Origin of the sequence: Streptomyces sp. GDS52, assembly GCF_052246875.1 — a bacterium.
Taxonomy (GTDB): domain Bacteria; phylum Actinomycetota; class Actinomycetes; order Streptomycetales; family Streptomycetaceae; genus Streptomyces; species Streptomyces cathayae.
The window spans coordinates 2,572,846-2,593,236 of the sequence record NZ_CM125966.1 but is presented as its reverse complement, the minus strand read 5'-3'; the positions used below and the strand labels follow the sequence as shown (position 1 = coordinate 2,593,236).

At 69.8% G+C, this 20,391-nt stretch carries 21 protein-coding genes; 17 read left to right on the top strand and 4 right to left on the bottom strand.

The genetic code is table 11. The features are described 5' to 3' along the window. Positions 1 to 17: 17 nt before the first annotated feature. Together ACTWJ9_RS11635 and ACTWJ9_RS11630 are read left to right on the top strand one after the other, a co-directional pair. Complete coding sequence (locus tag ACTWJ9_RS11635; protein WP_387039750.1) at positions 18 to 1,415, top strand: FAD-dependent oxidoreductase; 1,398 nt, start codon at positions 18 to 20, stop codon at positions 1,413 to 1,415. After that, positions 1,412 to 2,203: a shikimate dehydrogenase family protein gene (locus ACTWJ9_RS11630; RefSeq protein WP_279334187.1), complete on the top strand. Its 792-nt coding sequence runs from the start codon at positions 1,412 to 1,414 to the stop codon at positions 2,201 to 2,203. The genes ACTWJ9_RS11635 and ACTWJ9_RS11630 overlap by 4 nt, the downstream gene beginning before the upstream one ends. A 122-nt stretch (positions 2,204 to 2,325) precedes the next feature. Here ACTWJ9_RS11630 and ACTWJ9_RS11625 read toward each other — a convergent pair whose 3' ends face one another. Further along, positions 2,326 to 3,114, bottom strand: a complete 789-nt coding sequence (locus ACTWJ9_RS11625) for an IclR family transcriptional regulator (protein ID WP_279334186.1) — start codon at positions 3,112 to 3,114, stop codon at positions 2,326 to 2,328. 235 nt (positions 3,115 to 3,349) lie between these two features. Between ACTWJ9_RS11625 and ACTWJ9_RS11620 the strand changes: the two genes are divergently transcribed. Next, the gene (locus ACTWJ9_RS11620) at positions 3,350 to 4,699 is read left to right on the top strand and encodes an MFS transporter (RefSeq protein WP_279334185.1); all 1,350 of its coding nucleotides are present in this window, start codon (positions 3,350 to 3,352) and stop codon (positions 4,697 to 4,699) included. A 66-nt stretch (positions 4,700 to 4,765) separates the two neighbouring features. Here ACTWJ9_RS11620 and ACTWJ9_RS11615 read toward each other — a convergent pair whose 3' ends face one another. Further along, positions 4,766 to 6,487, bottom strand: coding sequence for a chitinase (locus tag ACTWJ9_RS11615; RefSeq protein WP_388703079.1), 1,722 nt, complete (start codon positions 6,485 to 6,487; stop codon positions 4,766 to 4,768). 502 nt (positions 6,488 to 6,989) lie between these two features. On the opposite strand from ACTWJ9_RS11615, the gene ACTWJ9_RS11610 reads away from it, so the two are divergent. The 14 genes from ACTWJ9_RS11610 to ACTWJ9_RS11545 all read left to right on the top strand — a co-directional run bounded on the left by ACTWJ9_RS11610 (position 6,990) and on the right by ACTWJ9_RS11545 (position 18,678). Beyond that, positions 6,990 to 7,835 carry a hypothetical protein gene (locus tag ACTWJ9_RS11610; RefSeq protein WP_443295878.1) on the top strand — a complete coding sequence of 282 codons (846 nt, stop codon included), beginning with the start codon at positions 6,990 to 6,992 and terminating at the stop codon, positions 7,833 to 7,835. A 109-nt stretch (positions 7,836 to 7,944) separates the two neighbouring features. Next, positions 7,945 to 8,652, top strand: coding sequence for a Flp pilus assembly protein CpaB (gene cpaB, locus ACTWJ9_RS11605; protein ID WP_279334183.1), 708 nt, complete (start codon positions 7,945 to 7,947; stop codon positions 8,650 to 8,652). A 9-nt stretch (positions 8,653 to 8,661) separates the two neighbouring features. Next, entirely contained in the window at positions 8,662 to 9,930 is a 1,269-nt protein-coding gene (locus ACTWJ9_RS11600; RefSeq protein ID WP_443295666.1) for an AAA family ATPase, read from the top strand. A gap of 70 nt (positions 9,931 to 10,000) precedes the next feature. Further along, positions 10,001 to 10,333, top strand: coding sequence for a pilus assembly protein (locus ACTWJ9_RS11595; RefSeq protein ID WP_443295877.1), 333 nt, complete (start codon positions 10,001 to 10,003; stop codon positions 10,331 to 10,333). 115 nt (positions 10,334 to 10,448) lie between these two features. After that, a complete protein-coding gene (locus ACTWJ9_RS11590; protein ID WP_387039760.1) occupies positions 10,449 to 10,769 on the top strand; it encodes a TadE/TadG family type IV pilus assembly protein in 321 nt (106 codons plus the stop codon). Between the two features lie 88 nt (positions 10,770 to 10,857). Beyond that, positions 10,858 to 12,195, top strand: a complete 1,338-nt coding sequence (locus ACTWJ9_RS11585; protein WP_443295665.1) for a CpaF family protein — start codon at positions 10,858 to 10,860, stop codon at positions 12,193 to 12,195. 10 nt (positions 12,196 to 12,205) lie between these two features. Continuing rightward, a complete protein-coding gene (locus ACTWJ9_RS11580; protein ID WP_387039764.1) occupies positions 12,206 to 13,150 on the top strand; it encodes a type II secretion system F family protein in 945 nt (314 codons plus the stop codon). Between the two features lie 23 nt (positions 13,151 to 13,173). After that, positions 13,174 to 14,061, top strand: a complete 888-nt coding sequence (locus ACTWJ9_RS11575) for a DUF5936 domain-containing protein (RefSeq protein ID WP_279334177.1) — start codon at positions 13,174 to 13,176, stop codon at positions 14,059 to 14,061. A gap of 263 nt (positions 14,062 to 14,324) precedes the next feature. Then, positions 14,325 to 15,539, top strand: a complete 1,215-nt coding sequence (locus ACTWJ9_RS11570; protein ID WP_443295876.1) for a sensor histidine kinase — start codon at positions 14,325 to 14,327, stop codon at positions 15,537 to 15,539. Further along, complete coding sequence (locus tag ACTWJ9_RS11565) at positions 15,536 to 16,450, top strand: response regulator (protein ID WP_443295664.1); 915 nt, start codon at positions 15,536 to 15,538, stop codon at positions 16,448 to 16,450. Before ACTWJ9_RS11570 ends, ACTWJ9_RS11565 begins: the two co-directional genes overlap by 4 nt. A gap of 160 nt (positions 16,451 to 16,610) precedes the next feature. Further along, the gene (locus ACTWJ9_RS11560) at positions 16,611 to 16,808 is read left to right on the top strand and encodes a Flp family type IVb pilin (RefSeq protein WP_443295663.1); all 198 of its coding nucleotides are present in this window, start codon (positions 16,611 to 16,613) and stop codon (positions 16,806 to 16,808) included. Beyond that, positions 16,805 to 17,407, top strand: coding sequence for a pilus assembly protein TadG-related protein (locus ACTWJ9_RS11555; RefSeq protein ID WP_443295662.1), 603 nt, complete (start codon positions 16,805 to 16,807; stop codon positions 17,405 to 17,407). Before ACTWJ9_RS11560 ends, ACTWJ9_RS11555 begins: the two co-directional genes overlap by 4 nt. A gap of 34 nt (positions 17,408 to 17,441) precedes the next feature. After that, positions 17,442 to 18,023: a hypothetical protein gene (locus ACTWJ9_RS11550; RefSeq protein ID WP_443295661.1), complete on the top strand. Its 582-nt coding sequence runs from the start codon at positions 17,442 to 17,444 to the stop codon at positions 18,021 to 18,023. 7 nt (positions 18,024 to 18,030) lie between these two features. Beyond that, positions 18,031 to 18,678 (top strand): OmpA family protein, encoded by a 648-nt coding sequence (locus ACTWJ9_RS11545; protein ID WP_443295660.1) that lies wholly within the window; start codon positions 18,031 to 18,033, stop codon positions 18,676 to 18,678. A gap of 489 nt (positions 18,679 to 19,167) precedes the next feature. On the opposite strand, the gene ACTWJ9_RS11540 is transcribed toward ACTWJ9_RS11545, so the two are convergent. Both ACTWJ9_RS11540 and ACTWJ9_RS11535 read right to left on the bottom strand, forming a co-directional pair. After that, positions 19,168 to 19,359, bottom strand: a complete 192-nt coding sequence (locus tag ACTWJ9_RS11540; RefSeq protein ID WP_443295659.1) for a hypothetical protein — start codon at positions 19,357 to 19,359, stop codon at positions 19,168 to 19,170. Between the two features lie 10 nt (positions 19,360 to 19,369). Beyond that, a complete protein-coding gene (locus ACTWJ9_RS11535) occupies positions 19,370 to 20,221 on the bottom strand; it encodes a helix-turn-helix domain-containing protein (RefSeq protein WP_443295658.1) in 852 nt (283 codons plus the stop codon). Between the last annotated feature and the right edge of the window lie 170 nt (positions 20,222 to 20,391).

The following is a 20,391-nucleotide window of genomic DNA, read 5'->3' as shown; positions in this document are numbered from 1 at the left end:
CGGGTCGAGGTGGCGTCATGAGCCACGACCGAAGTGCGGTGCCGTCCCAGGTGGACGTCGTCATCGTCGGGGCCGGCATCACCGGCCTCGCGGCCGCGGCGTGGTGCGCCGAGCACCAGGTACGTGCCGTCCTGCTGGAGAAGCAGCCGGAGATCGGTGGCACGAGCGCGATGAGCGGCGGATGGTTCGCCTTCTCGGGCACCGACGAGCAGCAGCGGCGTGGCATCGCCGACCACGACGCCACCTTCGTGGCGGACATGCTCGCCGCCTCCGGCGGGGTCGCTGATCCGGCGCTGCTGGAGGCGTACGTGCGCGAGCAGCACGACGCCTACGACTGGATGCGCGGGCTGGGGCTGGAGTTCGACGTGGTCAAGCTCAGTTCCGGCCAGAGCGTCCCCCGCTCGCACCACGCGCCGATCGAGACCGTGCTGGCCGCCCTGCTCGCCCGTGTCGAGGCCGCGTCCACCGTGGTCCTGCGCACCGGTGCCCGCGTGGTGGACCTCATCGACGACGGAGGGGCCGTCGCGGGTGTGGAGGTCGAGCTGGACGGTGGCACGCGGCAGAGTGTGCACGCCCACGGCGTCCTGCTGGGGACAGGCGGTTTCACCCGCTCCCCGGAGATCATCGGCCGGTACGCTCCGCGGCAGGTCGACGCGATGCCGTACGGGGGCCTGGGCAACACCGGCGACGGCCTGCGCTTCGCCGCGGCTCGAGGAGCGGCCCTGCGTGACATGGAGTACGTCTCGGGCACGTTCGGGTCCCACCCCGAGACGACCATCGAGGAACACGAACTGCTGACCGCGTTCTACATGGGTGCCGTCATCGTGAACGTCGAGGGCCGGCGCTTCGTGGACGAGTCGGCCTCGTACAAGACGCTGGGCGCCGAGTGCCTGGAGCAGCCCCGGCAGATCGCGTTCCAGGTGTTCGACGCGGACGTGCGTGCGCAGTCCCAGCCGGGGGTTCCCCTCTCGGACATCGACGCCCTCGAGGACAAGGGGCATGTGCACCGGGCCGACTCGTTGCGGGAGCTCGCCGAGGCGGCGGGCATCGACGCGGCACGGTTGGAGCGCACGGTGCACGAGTACAACGCGGTGGTGGCAGGTGACCGCTCGGACGCCTTCGGCCGCACCGGACTGTGCAACGGGGTGGGGCGTCTCGTGCCCGTCGCCAAGGCTCCGTTCTACGCCTACCCCGCGAAGACGTTGATGACGTCGACGTACTGCGGCGTGGCCGTCGACGCCGTCGGCCGGGTGCTGACCGAGTCCGGGGCGGCCGTGCCCGGACTGTACGCCGCGGGCGAGGTCGTCGGCGGATTCCACGGCAAGGCGTACGTGACCGGCACGGCGCTGAGCAAGGGCCTGATCTTCGGCCGCGTCGCGGCCTCACACATAGCCTTGGAGGCTGCCGCGCGATGAAGCTCTTCGTGTTGCTCGGCGATCCGATCAAGCAGGTCAAACTGCCCGACCTGTTCAACGACCGGGCGCGTGAGGTCGGCCTGAACTCGTTGATGGTCATGACACGTTGTCGTGCGGACAGCCTGTCCGACGTCATGGCCGGCCTGTCCGGGGCAGAGCAGGTGACCGGGGTCGTCGTCACGGTGCCGCACAAGGTGAACGTCGCCGGGATGTGCGACAGTCTCGGGCCGGCGGCCGAGGCGTGCGGCAGCGTCAACGTCGTGCGCCGTACCGAGCGCGGCGGCTGGCACGGGGACAACGTCGACGGCCTGGGGTTCGTCGCGGGGCTGCGTGCCCGGCACCGGCTGCCCGATCATCCGCGGGTCGACATCATCGGCGGCGGAGGTGCCGGCGTCGCCATCGCCTTCGCCCTGCACGCGCAGGGTGCCGAGGTGCGGATCGGGGAGATCGACGCGGACCGCCGTGCGGCGGTGGCCTCGTTGCTGGGCGCTGCGGGCACCGAGGTCCAGGTCCTCGACCGTGTCGACGGCCACGCGTGTGATCTGGTGGTCAACGCCACCCCCTTGGGGCTGTCACCGGACGACCCGCTGCCGTTGGATCTGAGCCGTACCTCGCTGGCACCGGGCGCGGTGGTCGCGGACATCGTGATGGACCCGACGCGCACCGCGTGGTTGGAGCACGCGGACCGGTTGGGCCATGCGACGCACGAAGGCCGTCACATGCTCGCGGCCCAACTGGAGCCGATGCTCGACTTCTTCGGCGAGACCCGGCCCCGGTCCACCGGCTGAGGGACGGCGGTGCCGTTGCCGACCACGTGACGACTGCACGCCGTCTTCCGCCGGTTCCTGTCGTGCCGGGCCGCACACTTTGCTGCTGCCCGGCACGTACGCGGTCCCGTATCCGTCCGCCCTCAGGCGCGGGCGACGGTCTGCAGACGCCCTTCGGCGGCTTCCAGGATCTTCGTGACCTCGGCCGTGGTCCGGAGCAGGCGCGGCGCGAGCTGCGCCAGTCGTTCCTCGGTCAGCCGTGGCGTCGGGGCGGTGATGTTGATCACCCCGGCGACCTCACCGGCGACGAAGACGGGTGCGGCCACGGTTCCGATACCCAGGGAGTAGGTGTCGATGGCGATGGCGAAGCCGTTGTCGCGGGTCTTCGTGAGCTCGGCGCGGATCTCGTCGATCGTCTGGGGTGCGCGGGGCCCGCCGTCCTCCCGGCTGGTGATGCCCTGGCGCAGGATCTTCTGCAGCGCGATCTCCTCGGGTACGTGCGCCATCCAGGCGAAACCGGTGGCCGAGCAGCTGAGCGTGACGGTGCTGCCCGAGTCGGGGTCGTAGCGCAGCCCGGAGCGTGCGCCCTGGTAGGCGGCGACCCAGACCATGTCCTCATGGTCGATGACGGCCAGGCGGACGAGTTCGGCGGTGTCACTGGCGAGTTGCTCGAGTACGGGCCGGGACAGGCCGACCAGGTCGTTGCCCGCGAGATGTTTCAGGCCCAGGGAGACCAGCTTGAGGCTCAGCATGTAGTTGCCGAGCGCGCCGTCCTGGCGTACGTAGCCGGCGTCGCTGAGCTCGGCGAGCAACCGGTGAGCCGCACTGCGAGGTATGCCGAGCGAGTCGGCGATCTGGTGCAGCTGCAGGCCTTTCTCGACGCCGGCGAGGACTTCGAGGATGCCGAGGCCGCGCGCGAGCGCAGGAGCCATGAGTCGTTTCCCTTTCTCAGCGAGGGTCTTTGCCGGTGGTGCCGCCGATCTGCGGCTCATCCTGCCACCAAAACCCGGATCGCCGTCTCCATATGAGATGTCGTTCCAACTTTATCTTGTATCGAACTGCTTTTCATGTTGGAATGCCGTTCCAGCGCGACGGAGCGGTAGGCGTCCGTCACGTTCCCCGCCCTGACACGAACGCCTCGTGCACGACGCAAGGACGGCAAGAACCATGGAGCAGGTCACGCAGAGACAGAAGACGCCACGCAAGGCCGCGATGGCGTCACTGTTGGGCAGCACGCTCGAGTACTACGACTTCTTCATCTACGGCGCCGCGGCTGCGCTGGTCTTCAACCACCTGTTCTTCCCCGACGTGAGCCCGGCTGTCGGCCTGATCGCCTCGTTCGCGACGTTCGGCGTGGGATACGTCGCACGACCGCTCGGCGGCCTGGTGTTCGGTCACTTCGGCGACAGGATCGGCCGCAAGCGGGCGTTGCTCGGGTGCCTGGTCCTGATGGGCGTGAGCTCCTTCCTGATCGGCTGCCTGCCCACCTACGACTCCGCCGGGGTTCTGGCCCCGATCGGGCTGACGATCCTGCGGCTGCTCCAGGGCTTCTCGGCCGGGGCGGAATCGGCCGGTGCGGCGACGCTGACCGTCGAGCACTCCTCGAACGAACGTCGCGGCTTCTTCAGCAGCTTCCTCTCGGTCGGCATCGCGGCGGGCAACGTGCTGGCGACCCTGGTGTTCATCCCGGTCGCGGCGCTGCCGGACGAGGCGTTGTACAGCTGGGGATGGCGGGTGCCCTTCTGGCTCTCGGCGGTCGTCGTCCTGATCGCCTACCTGGTGCGTACCCGCCTGGAGGAGACCCCGGTCTTCCAGGAGATAGCCGAGGACGACGAGGTGCGCAGCCTGCCGGCGAAGGACGTGCTGCGCTACCAGTCCGGGTCGGTCGTGCGCGTCGCGGGCGCGACGATGCTGGCCATGATGCAGTCGCTGTCGACGGTGTTCGTCCTGGCCTACGCGACGCAGGAGGTCGGCGTGGAGCGGTCGACGATGCTGATCATCAGCGCGGTGGCGGTCTCCCTGATGATGTTCACGTCGCCTGCCGCGGCGCATCTGTCCGACCGGTTCGGCCGGCGACCGGTGACTCTCACCGCTTCGATCGGCTGCGGGGTGACGATCGTCCCCTACCTGTGGATCGTCTCGACCGGCAACGTTCCGGGCATCGCCGTCATGACGATCGTGTTCATGGCGCTGCTCTACGCCTGCCGTGAGGGCGTGTGGCCGGCCTTCTACGCCGAGCAGTTCGCGGCCCCGGTCCGCTACTCCGGCATGGCGATGGGCAACCAGCTGGGCAATGTGATCGCCGGATTCGCCCCGCTGATCGCCACCGCCCTGCTCTGGGACGGACCGCTGGGGTGGCTGCCCGTGGCAGGCTTCGGCGTCGTCGTGGCCATCGTCTCGGGTACCGCGGTCTACTTCATGCGTGAGACGGCCGGGCTCTCGACCGAGGAGCTCGACGCGCCGTACGAGCAGGCGCGGGCCGCACGGCGTGAGCCGGCGGCCGTCCCTGTCGCCTGACCGTGGTCAGTGCGCCGCCCCCGCCCACGGTGACGTGGCCGGGGGCGGCGCCGTATCGGCTGGAGGTCACGGCAGGGCGTGGACGTGCGGTCCGACCGCGGTGGACCAGGCGTTGCCGGCGGTGGCGTCCCAGTTGGTGGACCAGGTCATGGCGCCGCGCAGGCTCGGGTAGGTCCTGGAGGGCTTGAAGGTGCCGCAGTGGGTGCCGCGCGTCAGGCAGTCCAGGGCGTTGTTCACCACGCTCGGGGAGACGTAGCCGCTGCCCGCGCCGCGGGTGGAGGCCGGGAGGCCGAGGCCCACCTGGGACGGGTCGAGGCCGCCCTCCAGCTGGATGCAGGCCAGCGCGGTCAGGAAGTCCACCGAGCCCTGGCTGTAGACCTTGCCGTCGCAGCCCAGCATCGAACCGCTGTTGTAGTACTGCATGTTGACGACCGTGAGGATGTCCTTCACGTTCAGCGCGGTCCGGAAGTAGGAGTTGGACGTGGACTGCATGTCGATGGTCTGCGGGGCCATCGTCAGGATCATGTCCGGGCCGGCCTTCGCGGACAGCGACCGCAGCGCCTGCGTCATATAGGTCGCGTCGAGGCCGTTCTCCAGGTCGATGTCGACGCCGTCGAAGCCGTACTCCTGCATCACGGCGTACACGGAGTTCGCGAAGTTCGTCGCGGAGGTGGGGTTGTTCACCGACACGGTGCCCAGTTCACCGCCCACCGAGATGACGACCTTCTTGCCGGCCGCCTGCTTGGCCCGCACGTCCGCCTTGAACTGGGTGACGGTGTAACCGTTCAGGCCGGCCGTGTCCAGGTTGAAGGTAACCGCTCCCGGTGTGCCCGTCGCGTCCGCGAAGGCGACCGCGATGATGTCGTACTGGGCCGGGACGTCCGAGATGCGCTGCACCGCCGCGCCGTTGTTGAAGTTCTGCCAGTAGCCGGTCACCGCGTGTCTGGGCAGACCGTTGTTTCCGCCGCCGTTCTCCCTCGTCCGGGCCGTCACCGCCGTCGACTTCGCCGACTCGCCCGCCGCGTTGGTGGCGGCCACCTGGAAGGAGTACGACGTCGAGGCCGCGAGGCCGGACACCGTCGCCGACGTGCCCGACACCGCCGTCACCCTCGTACCGTCGCGGTAGACGGTGTAACCGGTCGCGCCCGAGACCGCGTTCCACGCCAGGGACACCGACGAGGACGTCGTGCCGGAGACTCCGAGGCCGCCCGGCGTGGCCGGGACCGTGGGCTCCGGGTCACCGCCCCCGCCCCCGTCGGGGCCGAAGACCGACAGGTCGTCCGCGTAGTAGGCCTGCTGCCCGTACCAGCCGTGGGTGTAGACCGTCACCGAGGTGGTCGCGGAGCCGGTCCGGAAGCTCGTCGTCAGCTGCTTCCAGCTGGTCGAGTCCGGGGTCCAGGTGGACACGTCCGTGGTGCCGGTGCCGGTCACGCCCAGGTAGGCGTAGCCGCCCCGCACCCAGGTGCTCAGGGAGTACGTGGAGTCGGGCCGCACCGCGACGGTCTGCGTGCAGCGGGCGTTGTCCTGCCCGGCGGGCGTGGCCTTGAGCGCGGCCGTACCTCCGTGCACGGGGGACGAGACGGTCGTCCCGCTGTTCGCCGAGCAGGTCCAGTTGCTCAGGCCCGCCTCGAAGCCGCCGTTCTTGACGTTGTTGACGTCCGCCGCGGCCGCCTGGCCCGCGCCCGCGAGGGGGAGGGTGAGAGCCAGGGCGGAGACGAGGGCGCCCGCCCAGAGGCGGCCGCTGCCTCTGCTGCTTCTGCGTTCTTTCGTAGCCGGTGTGCGGTCCACTGAAGCCTCCGGTGGGGAGAAGGGGGGGAAGGGGGAGAAGGAGAGAAGGGGGGAAGAGAGAGGGGGGAAGGGGAAGGTCGGCGCGAGAAGGGGGGAGCGTGGGGGTGAAGGTGGCCGTCGTTGAAGCAACAACGTGGTCCAGACCAATCGCCTTGTCAATGGGTCCAGACCAATTGCGGGGAGTGGGGCTGCCTCCGGTTCGCCGACGCTCCGACCCGCCGGTAGCCCCCGGGACGGGAGGGGGGAGTCAAGGCGGTGCACGGGATCTCCACCCCGTGGGCCGTATCGAGACCGGCGAGATGATCGACCTGCCCCGTTTTGGAGCAACTTGTGCAACGTTCGTTGCCTACGAGGTGGACAAACGCTGTTCTCCGGCAACAGAGCCGTGGTTACAGTGCTCGCATAGTCACGCAGCGAAGTCATCACGGTGCGCCGGAGCAGCCCCCGGCGGGCCGACGGGCATGGGGAGAACGGGGAGCCGCGCGTGCCAACAGCCATTGCCGTGACCAGTGCCGACCTGGCACTGCCACCGCAGGACGAACGAACCCTGCCCGCCGTGGTGTTACGGGACATCGACACCCTGCCGCTCGAACAGGCGCTGACCGAGCTCCAGTCGCTCGTCGAGCAGCACGGGTACGTCATCGTCGTCTGCTCCAAGGCGACACCTGTCACCGTCCTGCGGCGGCTGCACACCCTGCGCTCCCTGCTGGAGAGCGACCGCATCGCGCTCTTCACCCCCGACCTGCCGCCGCTCGCGGTGGCCGTACTGGCCCGCCAGCTACGGCAACTGGGCTCCTGTGACCTCAGCCCCGGCGTGCTCGCCTCGGCGGGCCGGCTGCTGGTCCACTACCTCCACTCCGGTGCCCTGCTGGGCTCCGTCGCCCGGCTCGACCGGATCCCCGTGAACCTGAAGCAGCACGCCAAGTCCTGGTTGCCCGGCAGCCAGTTCGCGGTACTCGCCCACCCTCAGCCGCAACTCGTCCGCCTCGGCCCCGAAGCCGCCCTGGACGGACCGGAGTTCGGCACCTGGATGCTCGTCGCCAAGGGGCAGCTCCAGTCCGACTGGGTCACCGGCACCCTGGCGCCGTCCTGGAAGGTGCAGGGGCTGCGCGAGGCACCGCTTCCGGCCGAGTCCCCGGGTTGGTGGGGGACCGGCAAGATGATCGAGTTCTGCAGCTATCTGCCCGACCTGTCCGTCCTCTACCAGCTGGTCACCTCCGTGCGGCGCGGCATCTGCCACTGGTGCGGCATCGACGTCATCGGTGACCGGTGCGTGTTCTGTTCGGCCACACCGCCGTCCGTACCCGTCCACGACGGCCGCAGAGCCCTCGCCCGCCGCACCACCTGACCGGTGGCCGGCCCACCGCCCGCCCTCCGCTCACCGTCCGCCTTCCGCTCACCGCCCGCCCTCCATCGAATCCGCTCGGCCCACACCCCCCAATGAGGTTGCACGGTCTATGAACTCCCGTCAGCGCCGCGGCGTGATACTCCTGCTCCTGTCGATCCTGTGCGCCCTCGCCGCGTTCGCCGGCGTGCTCTCCGTCATCGACGACGTGGAGTCCAAGGTCGGCCCCGAAGTCACCGCGTACCGGCTGAAATCCGACGTTGCGCCCTACACGCCGCTCAGTACGGGCCAGTTCGAGAAGATCGAGATGCCCGAGCGCTGGCTGTCGGAGAACGCGGTCACCGATCTCGGCGACATCCGGGGCAAGATCGCCGTCACCACGCTGCGCGAGGGCTCCCTGCTGCAGAGCGACATGATCGTGAACCAGCCCGCCCTGCAACCGGGGCAGCAGGAGGTCGCCATCATGATCGACGCGGCCACCGGCGTCGCCGGCAAGATCACACCGGGCTCGTCGGTCAACGTCTACGCCACCTTCGAGGGGGAGCGCGAGGGCGCGCCCGCCCAGTCCAAGATCATCGTGACCAACGCCAAGGTCCTCGACGTCGGCCGGATCACGGCGCTCGAACCCGACGAGGGCGACCGCGGCCGGCAGCCCACGGACGCCGTCCCGATCACTTTCGCGCTGTCCACCATCGACGCCCAGCGCATCACCTACGCCGAGTCGTTCGCCCAACGGGTCAGGCTCGCGCTCGTCGCGCCCGGCGGCGACACCACGGTCCCCGAGCAGGACCGTACGTACGAACTCGCGAAGGACAAGTGAGAGGCCCGCATGCCCACGAGGATCCTCCCGGCAGTCGGTGACGCGGACGCCGCCCGGTCCGTCACCACCCTGCTCAGCCAGCTCCCGGACGCCGAGCCGGTGCCCCCGGTGGCCGACTCCACCCAGCTCGTCGACACCCTCGCGCGCCTGGCCGCCGAGTCGGTCGACGAGCTGCCCGAGGTCGTGGTCGTGCACGAGCGGATCGGCCCGGTCCCCGCGCTGGAACTGATCCGCGAGGTGGCCCTGCGCTTCCCCGCCGTCGGCGTCATCCTCGTCACCTCCGACGCGAGCCCCGGCCTCTTCCAGGCCGCCATGGACTACGGCGCCCGCGGCTTGGTCGCCCTGCCGCTCAGCTACGAGGAACTCGCCAGCCGCGTCCACGCGGTCGCCCAGTGGTCGTCCGGTGTGCGCCGTCATCTGGGCTCCGGCGGCGACGTGTTCACCGGAGCCGGCGGCACGGTCGTCACCGTCAGCGGTGCCAAGGGCGGGGTGGGCACCACCCTGACGGCGATCCAGCTCGCCCTCGCCGCCCAGGCGTCCGGGCGCAGCACCGCCCTGGTCGACATGGACCTCCAGACCGGCGACGTCGCCTCCTTCCTGGACGTCCAGTTCCGCCGGTCCGTCGTGGACCTCGCGACGATCAGCGACATCTCCCCGCGGGTCCTGGCCGACGCCGTCTTCCGCCACGACACCGGCCTCACCCTGCTCCTCGCCCCCGGCGAGGGCGAACGCGGCGAGGACGTCACCGACCGCGCCGCCCGCCACATCGTCGGCGCCCTGCGCTCCCGCTACGAGGTCGTCGTCATCGACACCGGCGCCCAGCTCGGCGGAGCCGGCGCGGCGGCCGTCGAGACCGCCGCCACGGCGCTCCTGGTCACCACCCCCGACGTGGTGTCCGTCCGGGGCGCCAAACGGACGGTACGGATGTGGGACCGGCTGCAGATCCGCAAGGCGGAGGAGACCACGGTCGTCGTCAACCGCCACACCCGGAGTACGGAGATCCAGCCCCCGCTCATCCAGAAGATCACCGGCACCGCGGTCGCGGCCACCGTGATCCCGGCCCACTTCAAGGAACTGCAGGGGGTCGTCGACGCGGGCCGGGTCCACGAACTGGAGAGCAAGAGCACGGTGAAACAGGCCCTGTGGGGCCTGGCCGGAGAACTCGGTCTGGTCAAACCCGCCGAGGGCGCCCACAAGGCCGGACGGCTGCGCGGCGACCGGCTGCGCGGCGACCGGGGAGCCGTGAGCATCCGACGGCGCAGGGACGGAGGGGGATGAGGTGAAGAAGGAGGAGAAGCACGCTGATCGGGGCAGGGACCGGGGCCAGGTCACCATCGAGTTCCTCGGCATGATCCCGACGATCCTCGTGACGCTGGTGGTGCTGTGGCAACTCGTCCTCGTGGGATACACGTTCACCCTCGCGGGGAATGCTGCGGACGAGGCGGTACGGGCGGCCACCGCCGCGGACCCGGGCGCACGCCAGGGCGCCTGCCGGGCGGCGGGGCTGGACAAGCTGCCCGGTGCCTGGGAGGGAGCGGCGACGGTGAACTGCGTGACCGGGGGCGGCTATGTCACCGCCGACGTGACGCTGAAGGTCCCCGTCCTCTTCCCCGGGACCGCCGACTTTCCCTTCGAGGTGAAGGGCCACGCGGGCGCGGTGGAGGAGGAGGTGGGGGACTGAGATGCCGTACGACGACAGGCGGGACGGGCTCCGACGCGGCCGGGATCCCCGGCGACATCGGGATCGTGGCCGGCGTCGGGACCGGGATCGGGGCCGGAGCCGGGATCGCGGCCAGGTGGCGATCGAGTATCTGGGCTTCCTGCCGATCCTCGTCATCGTCGCCATGGCCGGCGTACAGCTCGGCCTCATCGCGTACACCGCGCAGCAGGCCGGTACCGCGGCCCGCGCGGGGGCCCGCAGCGCCTCGCTCGGTGAGTCCGCCCAGGGCGCCTGCGCCGTCGCGGTGAGCGGCTGGCTGGCCGGCCGTACCGTCTGCGGTCCGTCGGGGGGCGGTGACGAGGTCACCGTCACGGCCACGATCCCCATTCCGTCGATCGTGCCGGGCTGGGACTTCGGCGAGGCCCGGAAGACCGCCACGATGCCCATGGACCACTGACCACCGGCCACCGACCGCTGACCACCGCTCACCGACCGAGGCACCAGGCACCGCGAACCACGAACCACGACCGAGGAGTACCGGACTCATGAGCCTGCGGGCACGCATCAACACCCCCGAGGAGAAGGGCAACCGGGGTGAGGACGGCCATCTGGTCGCCTCCTACCGGGCCAAGCTCCTCGAGGAGATCGACCTCGCGGAGATGAGTTCGCTGGCCGCCGCCGAGCGCCGGGCCAGGCTGGAGCGGGTGCTCGGGCACATCATCAGCCGCGAGGGCCCGGTCCTGTCGACCGTGGAGCGCTCCCAGCTGATCCGCAGGGTCGTCGACGAGGCGCTCGGCCTCGGCATCCTGGAGCCGCTCCTGGAGGACGCCTCCGTCACGGAGATCATGGTCAACGGCCCCGACGCGATCTTCGTCGAGCGCGGCGGACGGGTCGAGCAGCTCCCGATGCGCTTCGCCTCCCACGACCAGCTGATGCAGACCATCGAGCGCATCGTCTCGACGGTCAACCGCCGTGTGGACGAGTCGAATCCGATGGTCGACGCGCGCCTGCCCTCCGGCGAGCGCGTCAACGTCATCATCCCGCCGCTCTCCCTGACCGGCGCCGTCCTCACCATCCGCCGCTTCCCGCGCTCCTTCACCCTGCACGAGCTGATCGGCCTCGGCTCCCTCGACGAGCACATGCTGTACCTGCTGGCGGGCCTGGTGCGGGCACGCTTCAACGTGATCGTGTCGGGCGCGACCGGCACCGGCAAGACGACCCTCCTCAACGCCCTCTCCGGACTGATCCCCGAGGGCGAACGCATCATCACCATCGAGGACTCCGCCGAACTCCAGCTCCAGCAGCCGCACGTCGTCCGCCTGGAGGCCCGCCCGCCGAACGTCGAGGGGAAGGGCCGCATCACCATCCGCGACCTGGTGCGCAACTCGCTGCGCATGCGCCCCGACCGCATCGTCGTCGGTGAGGTCCGCGGCGGCGAGTCCCTCGACATGCTCCAGGCGATGTCCACCGGCCACGACGGCTCCCTCGCCACCGTCCACGCCAACAGCGCGGAGGACGCCCTGATGCGGCTCCAGACCCTGGCCTCCATGGCGGACGTGGAGATCCCCTTCGCCGCGCTGCACGACCAGATCAACAGCGCCGTCGACGTCCTCGTCCAGCTGACCCGCTTCGCCGACGGCGCCCGCCGCATCACCGAGATCGCCCTGCTGGAGAGCCACGGCGGGGAACCGTACCGACTGGCCACCGTCGCCCGCTTCAACGCCCGGCCGATGGCCCCCGACGGCCGCATCCACGGCGCGTACGAGCACCACCCGCTCCCGCGCCGCACCGCCGAACGCCTCTACATGGCGAGTCAGCCCGTCCCGCAGGCCTTCGGTATCGCCCGCTCCCTCGACCAGCTGACCACCCGAGAAGCCAGGTAGGACCGCCGCCATGGAGCTGCAGAACCTGATCACGCTGACCACCGGCATCGCGCTGCTGACCTGCGTCCTCGCGGTCGTCGGCGTACACCTGTACGCCGCGGGCAGGGCACAGCGGCAGGCGCTGGTGGACCGGCTCGCGGCCACCGGCCAGGTCCCGGGCGGCGGACGCGGGCGCCGCTTTCCCACTCTGGACCGCAGGCTGCGCCGCACCGCGTTCGGCAGGAAACTGGAACTGCGGCTGGTGGCGACCGGCCTGAACATCACCCCGGGGGAGTTCGTCGTCTGCATGCTCGCCCTGGTCCTGGGCCTCCACCTCACCGGCCAGGCTGTCCTCGCCCCGTTCTTCGGCCCGCTCGCCGGGATCCTCGGCATCTGGCTGGCGTTCCAGTTCCTCGACTGGCAGCGCCGGAAACGGATCGAGAAGTTCATCAACCAACTCCCCGAACTGGCCCGCATCCTGGCCAACGCCACCCAGGCCGGCCTGGCCCTGCGGACGGCGATCGGCATGGCGGCGGAGGAGCTGGAGGCACCGGCCGGCGAGGAACTGGCCAAGGTCGACAACCAGTTGGCGCTCGGCGCCTCGATGGACGACGCCCTGGGCGAACTCGCCGAGCGGCTCCCCTCCCGCGAACTGGTCGTCCTGGTCACCACGCTGGTGCTGTCCAACCGGGCCGGCGGCCAGGTGGTCGGCGCGCTGCGGAACCTCACCGACACCCTGGAGGAACGCAAGGAGACCCGGCGCGAGGTCCGCACCCAGCTCTCCCAGGTCAGCATGACGTCCTACGCCGTTCCCGTCCTGGGGGTCGGCTCGTTGTTCCTGATGAACGGGGTGAAGGACGGCGCACTGGAGCGCATGACCGGCTCCCCGGTCGGCCAGGGCGCCGTGATCGTCGCCTTCGGCCTCTACGCCATCGGCTTCGTCCTCATCCGCCGCCTGTCCCGCATCGACGTCTGAGGGACGGGAAGGGAACGACTGACATGGGACTCCTGCTCGCACTGGCCATGGCCATCGCCGTCTGGGGCGTCTTCGCCGGCCTCCGCATGTACCGCGCCGAGGCGAAACTCCCCGCCGACCTGGTCCTCGCCCTGGAGGTCGGCGCCACCCGCACCGGCGCGGTGGACTCGCTCGTCGACCGCATGGGTATGCGCTACGCCCCGGCCGTCCTGCGCCTCATGGGCCCCCAGCGGGTCGCCCGGTACCGCCGGAAGATCGACCTGGCGGGCAACCCCGGCGGCCTCACCATCGACCGCTACGCCGCCCGCCGCGCGGTCTACGGCTTCCTCGGCGGCCTCGGCTGCCTGGTCTTCCTCCTGCGCGGGCAGTTCTTCGTCGCGCTGCTGCTGCTCGCCTTCGGCGCGTTCTGGACGGAGGTCGGCATCTGGTCGGCGATCCGGATCCGCCGCGACGTCATCGAGCGGACGCTGCCGGACTTCCTGGACGTCCTCGCCGTCGTCGTCAGCGCGGGCCTCGGCTTCCGCCAGGCCCTGGACCGGGTCGCCACCAGGTACGAGGGCCCGTGGGCGGACGAACTGCGCATCACCCTCCGCCAGATGGACCTCGGCATGAGCCGCCGCGAGGCCTTCGCGGAGCTCCGCCGCCGCAACGACTCCGAGCAGGTCGCCATGTTCGTCACCGCGCTGCAGCAGGGCGAGGAACTGGGCGCCCCCATCGTGGAGACCCTGGTCGCCCTCGCCAAGGACATGCGCCGCACGGACGCGCAGAACGCCCGTCGCAAGGCCGCCCGCGCCGTCCCCAAGGCCACCATGATGATCACCACGTTCATGGTCCCGGCCACGATGATCCTCCTCGGCGCGGGCCTGATCCTGGGCTCCGGCACCGACTTCGGCTCGATCACGGGCGAGTAGGACGGGGACGCGGTGCTGCCATGACGACGACCGGGGAACGTACGGGACGTGCGACGCGCAAGGCGCTGCGGTGCCGCCCGCGGCGGCCCGGGAGCACCGTGCCCCGGGCGGACGCGCCGCACCTTCGGGTGCCGCCCGTGGACGACGGCGGCCGCCCCGCCACGGACCGGGCCGGGGCTGCCGCCGTGCCCGCGCCGGACATCGACATCCAGATCAACGCCCTCCAGGCCCTGTGCCGGCAGGTGTTCGGTTTCCGGCTGGCGATGATCGCGCTGGCCGCCCCCGCCGCCCTCCTCAACGCGGGGCCGGGCTGGGGCACCCGCCTGGTCGGCATCGCCGTGGTGGTCACCTTCATGGCGTCCTACGTCCTGTTCCGGGACTGGGAACGCTTCGGCCCCCTCCTCCTGCGCCACCCCACCCTCCTGGCCGCGGACACCCTCTTCGGCGCCCTGCTCCTCCTCTCCGCGGGCCCCGACAGCCTGCTCGCCTACGTCAGCGTCTGCACCCCGCTCCTCGCCGGCCTGGTCTACGGCTGGCGCGGAGCGGCCGTCTTCGCCTCGCTCCAGGGCCTGATCCTGCTCCTGGTCTACGCGACCCTGGCGGACCCGCGGGCGGGCCTCACGGAGACCCTGTTCCTGCCCGGCACGTGTGTGCTCGCCGGCGCGGTCGGCTCCAGCCTCCGCAACCTCATGCTCCGCTTCGGCACGGCCACCCGGGCCCTCACGGAGGTCCGGGCCCGGCTGGCCGCCACGGAGGCGGTCAGCGAGGAACGCGCCCGCCTGGCCCGCGAGATGCACGACTCCGTCGCCAAGACCCTGTACGGCGTCGCCCTGGCCGCCGACGGCCTCGCCGCCTCCGCGAGCGCCGGGCACCTGGACGCGGCGCTGGTGCGGCAGCAGGCGGAACTCGTCGCCCGCTCGGCCCGCCGCGCCGCCGCCGAGTCCCGCGAACTCCTGACCGACCTGCGCCGCGAGCCGCACCCGTCCGCCGGCACGGAGCCGGACACGGGCATGGACACGGACACGGACGTACTGGCCGAACTGGCGACGCACACCCGCACCTTCAGCACCCGCACCGGTCTCCCCACGGCCTTCCGCCGAACCGGCGACCACCCGCCCACCGTTCCCCTCGCCATGGCACGCCAGCTGCTCACCATCGTCGAAGAGGCGATGGAGAACGCCCACCGCCACGCGGCGCCGACCCGCGTCGACGTGAGCGCGGGCGTCCACGGCGGCCTGCTCCGCATCAGCGTCCACGACGACGGCAGCGGCCTGCCCCCGGACACGGACCTCGGACAACTCCGCCGGGAGGGCCACTTCGGCCTGGTCGGCATGGTCGAGCGCGCGGCCGCGATCGGCGCCCGCATCCGCATCGGCCGCGGCACCCATCCCCGAGGCACCGAAGTCCGCCTGGAACTCCCCCTGCCGGCCACGGCGCCACCGGCCACCCCTGCGACAGCGAGGACGACACCCCCATGAGCACGCTGCCGAGCCCTGCCCCGAAGGCACCCTCACCCACCGCCCTGCGGATCCTCGTCGCCGACGACAACCCGGTGGTCCGCGCGGGCCTGACCGCACTGCTCTCCGTCCACGAGGAGCTGACGGTCGTGGCCCAGGCGGCAGACGGCGACGCGGCATGCCGGGCCGCCCGGGACCACCACCCCGACGTCATCCTCCTCGACGTCCGCATGCCGGGCACGGACGGCATCACGGCACTCCCGTACCTGGCACGCATCGCCCCGGTCATGATGCTGACGTACAGCGGAGAATCGGAGATCGTCCAGGAGGCACTGCGCAGGGGAGCGGGCGGTTACCTGGTCCACGGCGAGTTCACGGCGGACGAACTGGTCACAGCCGTACGGGACATCGGGCAGGGCCGAGCCCACTTCACCCCCACACCGGCCGGAGCGCTCCTGGCCCAGCTCCGCAAGGCACCCCCGGGTCCACCGTTACCCGACGGCCTGGGAGACGCCCGGAAGGATGCGACTGCATACGCAGATTCCGTAGTCGCGTTGCCGTATACAAATCCCCAACCCGCCACACCACCAGGCGAACTGAGACAGATCCAGCCGTCTCCCGCCGTCATTTCTTCACAAAACCTTTCGCAACTGCAACCGATTGTGGGACAGTCGTCGTCCGGGTGGACAAGCGGTCGTCCGGCCGCCCCCGACAGGTCGAGGTTCCAACTGAGCGCAAGGGAGGCGGAGATCATGGACCACATCGCATCCGGGATGAACAACCAGCAGATCGCCGCCACCTGTTTCATCAGCGAGAAGACGGTCAAGAACCACATCAACCGCATCTTCGCGAAGCTCCACAGCACCAGCCGTTCCGAAGCCGCCGCGAAGTGGCTCGGCACGGCCCCGGACTCGACGCGAGGACTGGGGTGACCTGCGGTGACAACAGGGAAGAGGAAGCGGCGGACCGGTGACTGGGCCCGGAAATGGGCCCTGGGGCCCTCTGGCGAACCGAAAACCTCGCCGTACGTTGCTGACATCGACTGCGGCGCCCTGAAGCAAGCCGCAACCGCGTCAGCCGGAGGGGAACACCATGAGCAACTGGATCAACACCACGATCACCTACCTCCACTCCCGCACCACCCGCAACGACAGGGGCCAGACGGCGGTGGAGTACCTGGGCATCATCGCGGTGGTGGTGGCAATCGTGCTGGCGATCACGGGGACGAGCATCGGTCAGACGATTCTCAATGCGATCACCGACAAGATCACCGAGGTAACCGGCGGTTGAGGAAGTTCCACAAGTACGGCGACGCCGGGCAGGCCTTCCCCATCTACATCACGGTGGTGGGGGGTCTGCTCTTTCTCGCGTTCGCGTATTTGGCGGTCGGGCAGGCAGCGGCCAACAGGAACGGTGCCCAGACAGCTGCGGACGCGGCCGCGCTCGCGGCGGCTCAGGACAGGCGTGACCAGCTCACGGGGGCCTGGATCGAGGACCTCCTGGATCCAACCAAGTGGAAGGCGATCTTCGACGGCGCTGCGGAAGGACTCGACGATTCGTGCTGGCGCGCACAACAACTCGCTGCGCAGAATGATGCAGCCGTCCAGGGGTGCGATCCGGACGGGTTGCTGGGCTACACCGTCGAGGTCCAGACGACCGACACCGTGGGGGACTCCATTGTGCCCGGCACCGAGAGCATGAAGTCGAAGGAAACAGCCACTGCGGTGATTGATCCTCGCTGTACCTTCGACCCTCTGGCTGAAGATGCTCCCGAGGGCACCCTGCCTCTGCTCACCTGTAAGGGCATCGAGTGGGAACTGGATCCCGAAGGACCGGTGGAACTCCTCCCACAGCCCGAGGACCTTTTCGATGTCCACCTGGCCGACTGACCGACGAACGACGAGTGACTAAGGAAGCAGAGGCATGAGCATTTGGTTCACAACGAAGGCTCAGAGGGGGATGGTCGCGCTGACCGTTGCGGCCGGACTGGCCCTCGGGGTGGCTGGCTGTGGTGGGGGCGGTGATGACGGTAAGAGTCCAAAAACGTCAGCGTCCGCTTCTAAGGGCGAAGGGTCCAACCCGAGTGCTCAAGAGGGCCCGGCAGAAGAGATCCAAGCCGAGTTGAAGGGGCCTGGCGGCCTGCTGCTCCAAATCACCTCTGCCGAGCGGGACGCTGGGGGCTTCGTCACGGTCAATGGCACTCTGAAGAATGAAAGCGACAGTACGCTCACACTGCCTGCGCAACTGAGCGGTAATGAAACCGAGGTCATCAGGAACGGACAGTCTCTCGGTGGGGCAGCACTGATCGATTCCAAGGGAAAGAAGCGCTATTACGTTCTCCGCGACACGGACGGTCGCCCCCTCACCACAACGGGGATCAGCCGTGTCAAGTCAGGTGAGACTGTGCCTGTCTTCATGCAGTTCCCGTCACCTCCGAACGAGACGACCGAAGTGACCTTCCAGTTGCCGATGTTCGCCTCTGGCGACATCGCGATCACTGGATGAGGCGGCGATGACCCACTTGCGCACCCGATCTGGGGCCCCACGTCTCGCAGTGGTTGCCGCTACCGCCACCGTCCTCATCGCCGCGAGCACTCTCGGCGCCACCGGCGCCGTCGCCGACGACGGTCCCAGCGTTCCCCCGGGCACCGAGGCCACCGCCTCTGCCCCGGTCGAGCTCGACCCCAACGATCCCGATCTGAAGCTCCCCGACGGTGCCACCCTCGCCGAACCGAAGGTGCTCGACATCAAGCAGGTCGTCGAGGAGCAGAGCGGTGACGAGCGACGGGAGGACACCAACACGGAGGTGACGTTCGCGCTGCAGGCCGAGGTGCTGTTCGGCAAGGACAGCGCGAAGCTCAGCGCGCAGGCGAAGTCCCGTATCGGCACGATCGCCGAAGAGATCAAGAAGCAGAACGCCACGAAGATCCGCGTCTTCGGCTTCACGGACAACCTGGGCTCCTCGGCCCACGGCGACGTCCTGTCCCGTAAACGCGCGAACGCCGTGCACACCGTCCTGGGCCAGGAGCTGAACGACCCCGGCGTCACCTACGAGGTGCGCGGCTACGGCGAGCAGTACCCGATCGCCGACAACTCCACCGAGGCCGGCCGCAAGAAGAACCGCAGGGTCGAGATCTCCTTCCCCCGCACGGAGAGCTGACGACCCGAGACCCAGCTGGAACACCACCCCCCCGGGCCCTGCTCGGGGGCAGCTCGGATGGTGTTCTGCCGGGGGCGCAGGGGATCTCCGCGGCCCCGGGGCTGCGGAGCCGGAGACGGGTGCCTTGCCGAAAACCGTGAGCAGTCGGTGGGCATGTGTCACTTAAGCGCTCAGATGAGCGGTATCAGGACAGTAGCGGCCGAAGTGCTCACGACTTCGGGACGGTGTGTCCTCCCCGCGCGTGGGGGAGTGTCCCGGCAGCACCCATGTCGAGGCCGCCGCCCCACCGAGCGGTCGCGGAACGTCGCCCGCCGGGCAGCACGACCGGCCCCGACCTGCGGCACCACCTTCAGATCCCGTGCGCCACCCGCAAGGACACCATCGCAGCTCGGACTCGAAGGCCGGCCTTTCCAGCGGTACCGCACCCCTACTCGTGCGGGATCTGACGGGCATCGGACGCCCCTCTTCGATGATTCGCCGCCTTACGGCTCACAGCAGGTGGTCCGCCTTGCCTGCCTTGATTTCCAGGATGAGGTTGCGGAGGGCTTCCCGCGTGTCGGTGAGGGGCTGGTCCTCCTGGCCGGCGACGGCGATGTAGGCGTTGCCCTCGCTGTCGGTGCCTATGCGGAAGCAGTTGGCACCCTCGGCGCAGTACGGCTCTTCCCAGGCGATGTCCGCCATGGTTCGCTCCTCAGAAATCGCTGGCGATGTCGTGGATGAAGTCGCGTGAATCGGCTGACGAGAGTGAAGCCTGATCCATCCAGTCCAAGTGGGCACGGTACTTGGCAAGTTGGGACTGGCCGTGAAGGAACTCCGGACCGTGGGCCGAGTCCAGTTCTGCCGTGTCGAGCAGGGGCACCACTGCCTCCGCGTAGGTGAGGCCTTGACCGGCGCCGGGGAAGGCTCCTGCCTTGAAGCGGATCACCCGCACGTCGATGTTCGCGAGCTCCGACAGGTCACAGAGGTGATCGAGCTGTGCCCGCATGGTCTTCACGCCACCGAACTCGATGCGTAGCGCGGCCTCGTGCACGTAGCCGACGTACGCGATCGGGCTCTCCCGATGCAGGACCTGCTGACGCTGCATGCGATGTGCCACTCGCAGTTCGATCTCGGCCGGTGACAGCGGCGGCAGAGCGGCGGCGAACAGCTTGCGCGCGTAGGCGTCGGTCTGCAACAGGCCCGGCACGTGCAGAGCCAGGCCGCCCCGGACCTTTCTGGCGCGCCACTCCATCTCGGCAATGTCCAGCAGCGCTGCAGGGAGTTGGCCCCGATACGCTTCCCACCAGCCCCGCGTCCGGTCACCGGCCATGTCGGCGAGGGCGTTGACGTACGCCTCGTCGCGGCAGTCGTAGTTGCACGCGAGGGTCCGCAGGCGTTCGGGGGTGATGGTCCGTACCCCTGCCTCGATGTTGGAGATCTTCGTCCGGTCGAGGCCGAGCAGCCCGGCGGCGTACTCCGTCGAGACCTCTGCTGCGAGACGCATCTTCCGCAGCTCCGCGCCCAGTCGTCTCTGGCGTTGAGTGGGCATCGCCCTCGGCGGCATCTCTCACTTCCTCCGGTAGTCGCGGCGTCAGTCTGCCCCTTGGCCGCCCGACAGGTCCACCCATACGGGTGGCAAATACGGCAAGTGGGTGGCAATGTGCCACCACGCTCTTCTACTGTTGGCGACAGGTCAGACACGATCCGTACCGACCGGAAGCGCATCACGCGAGC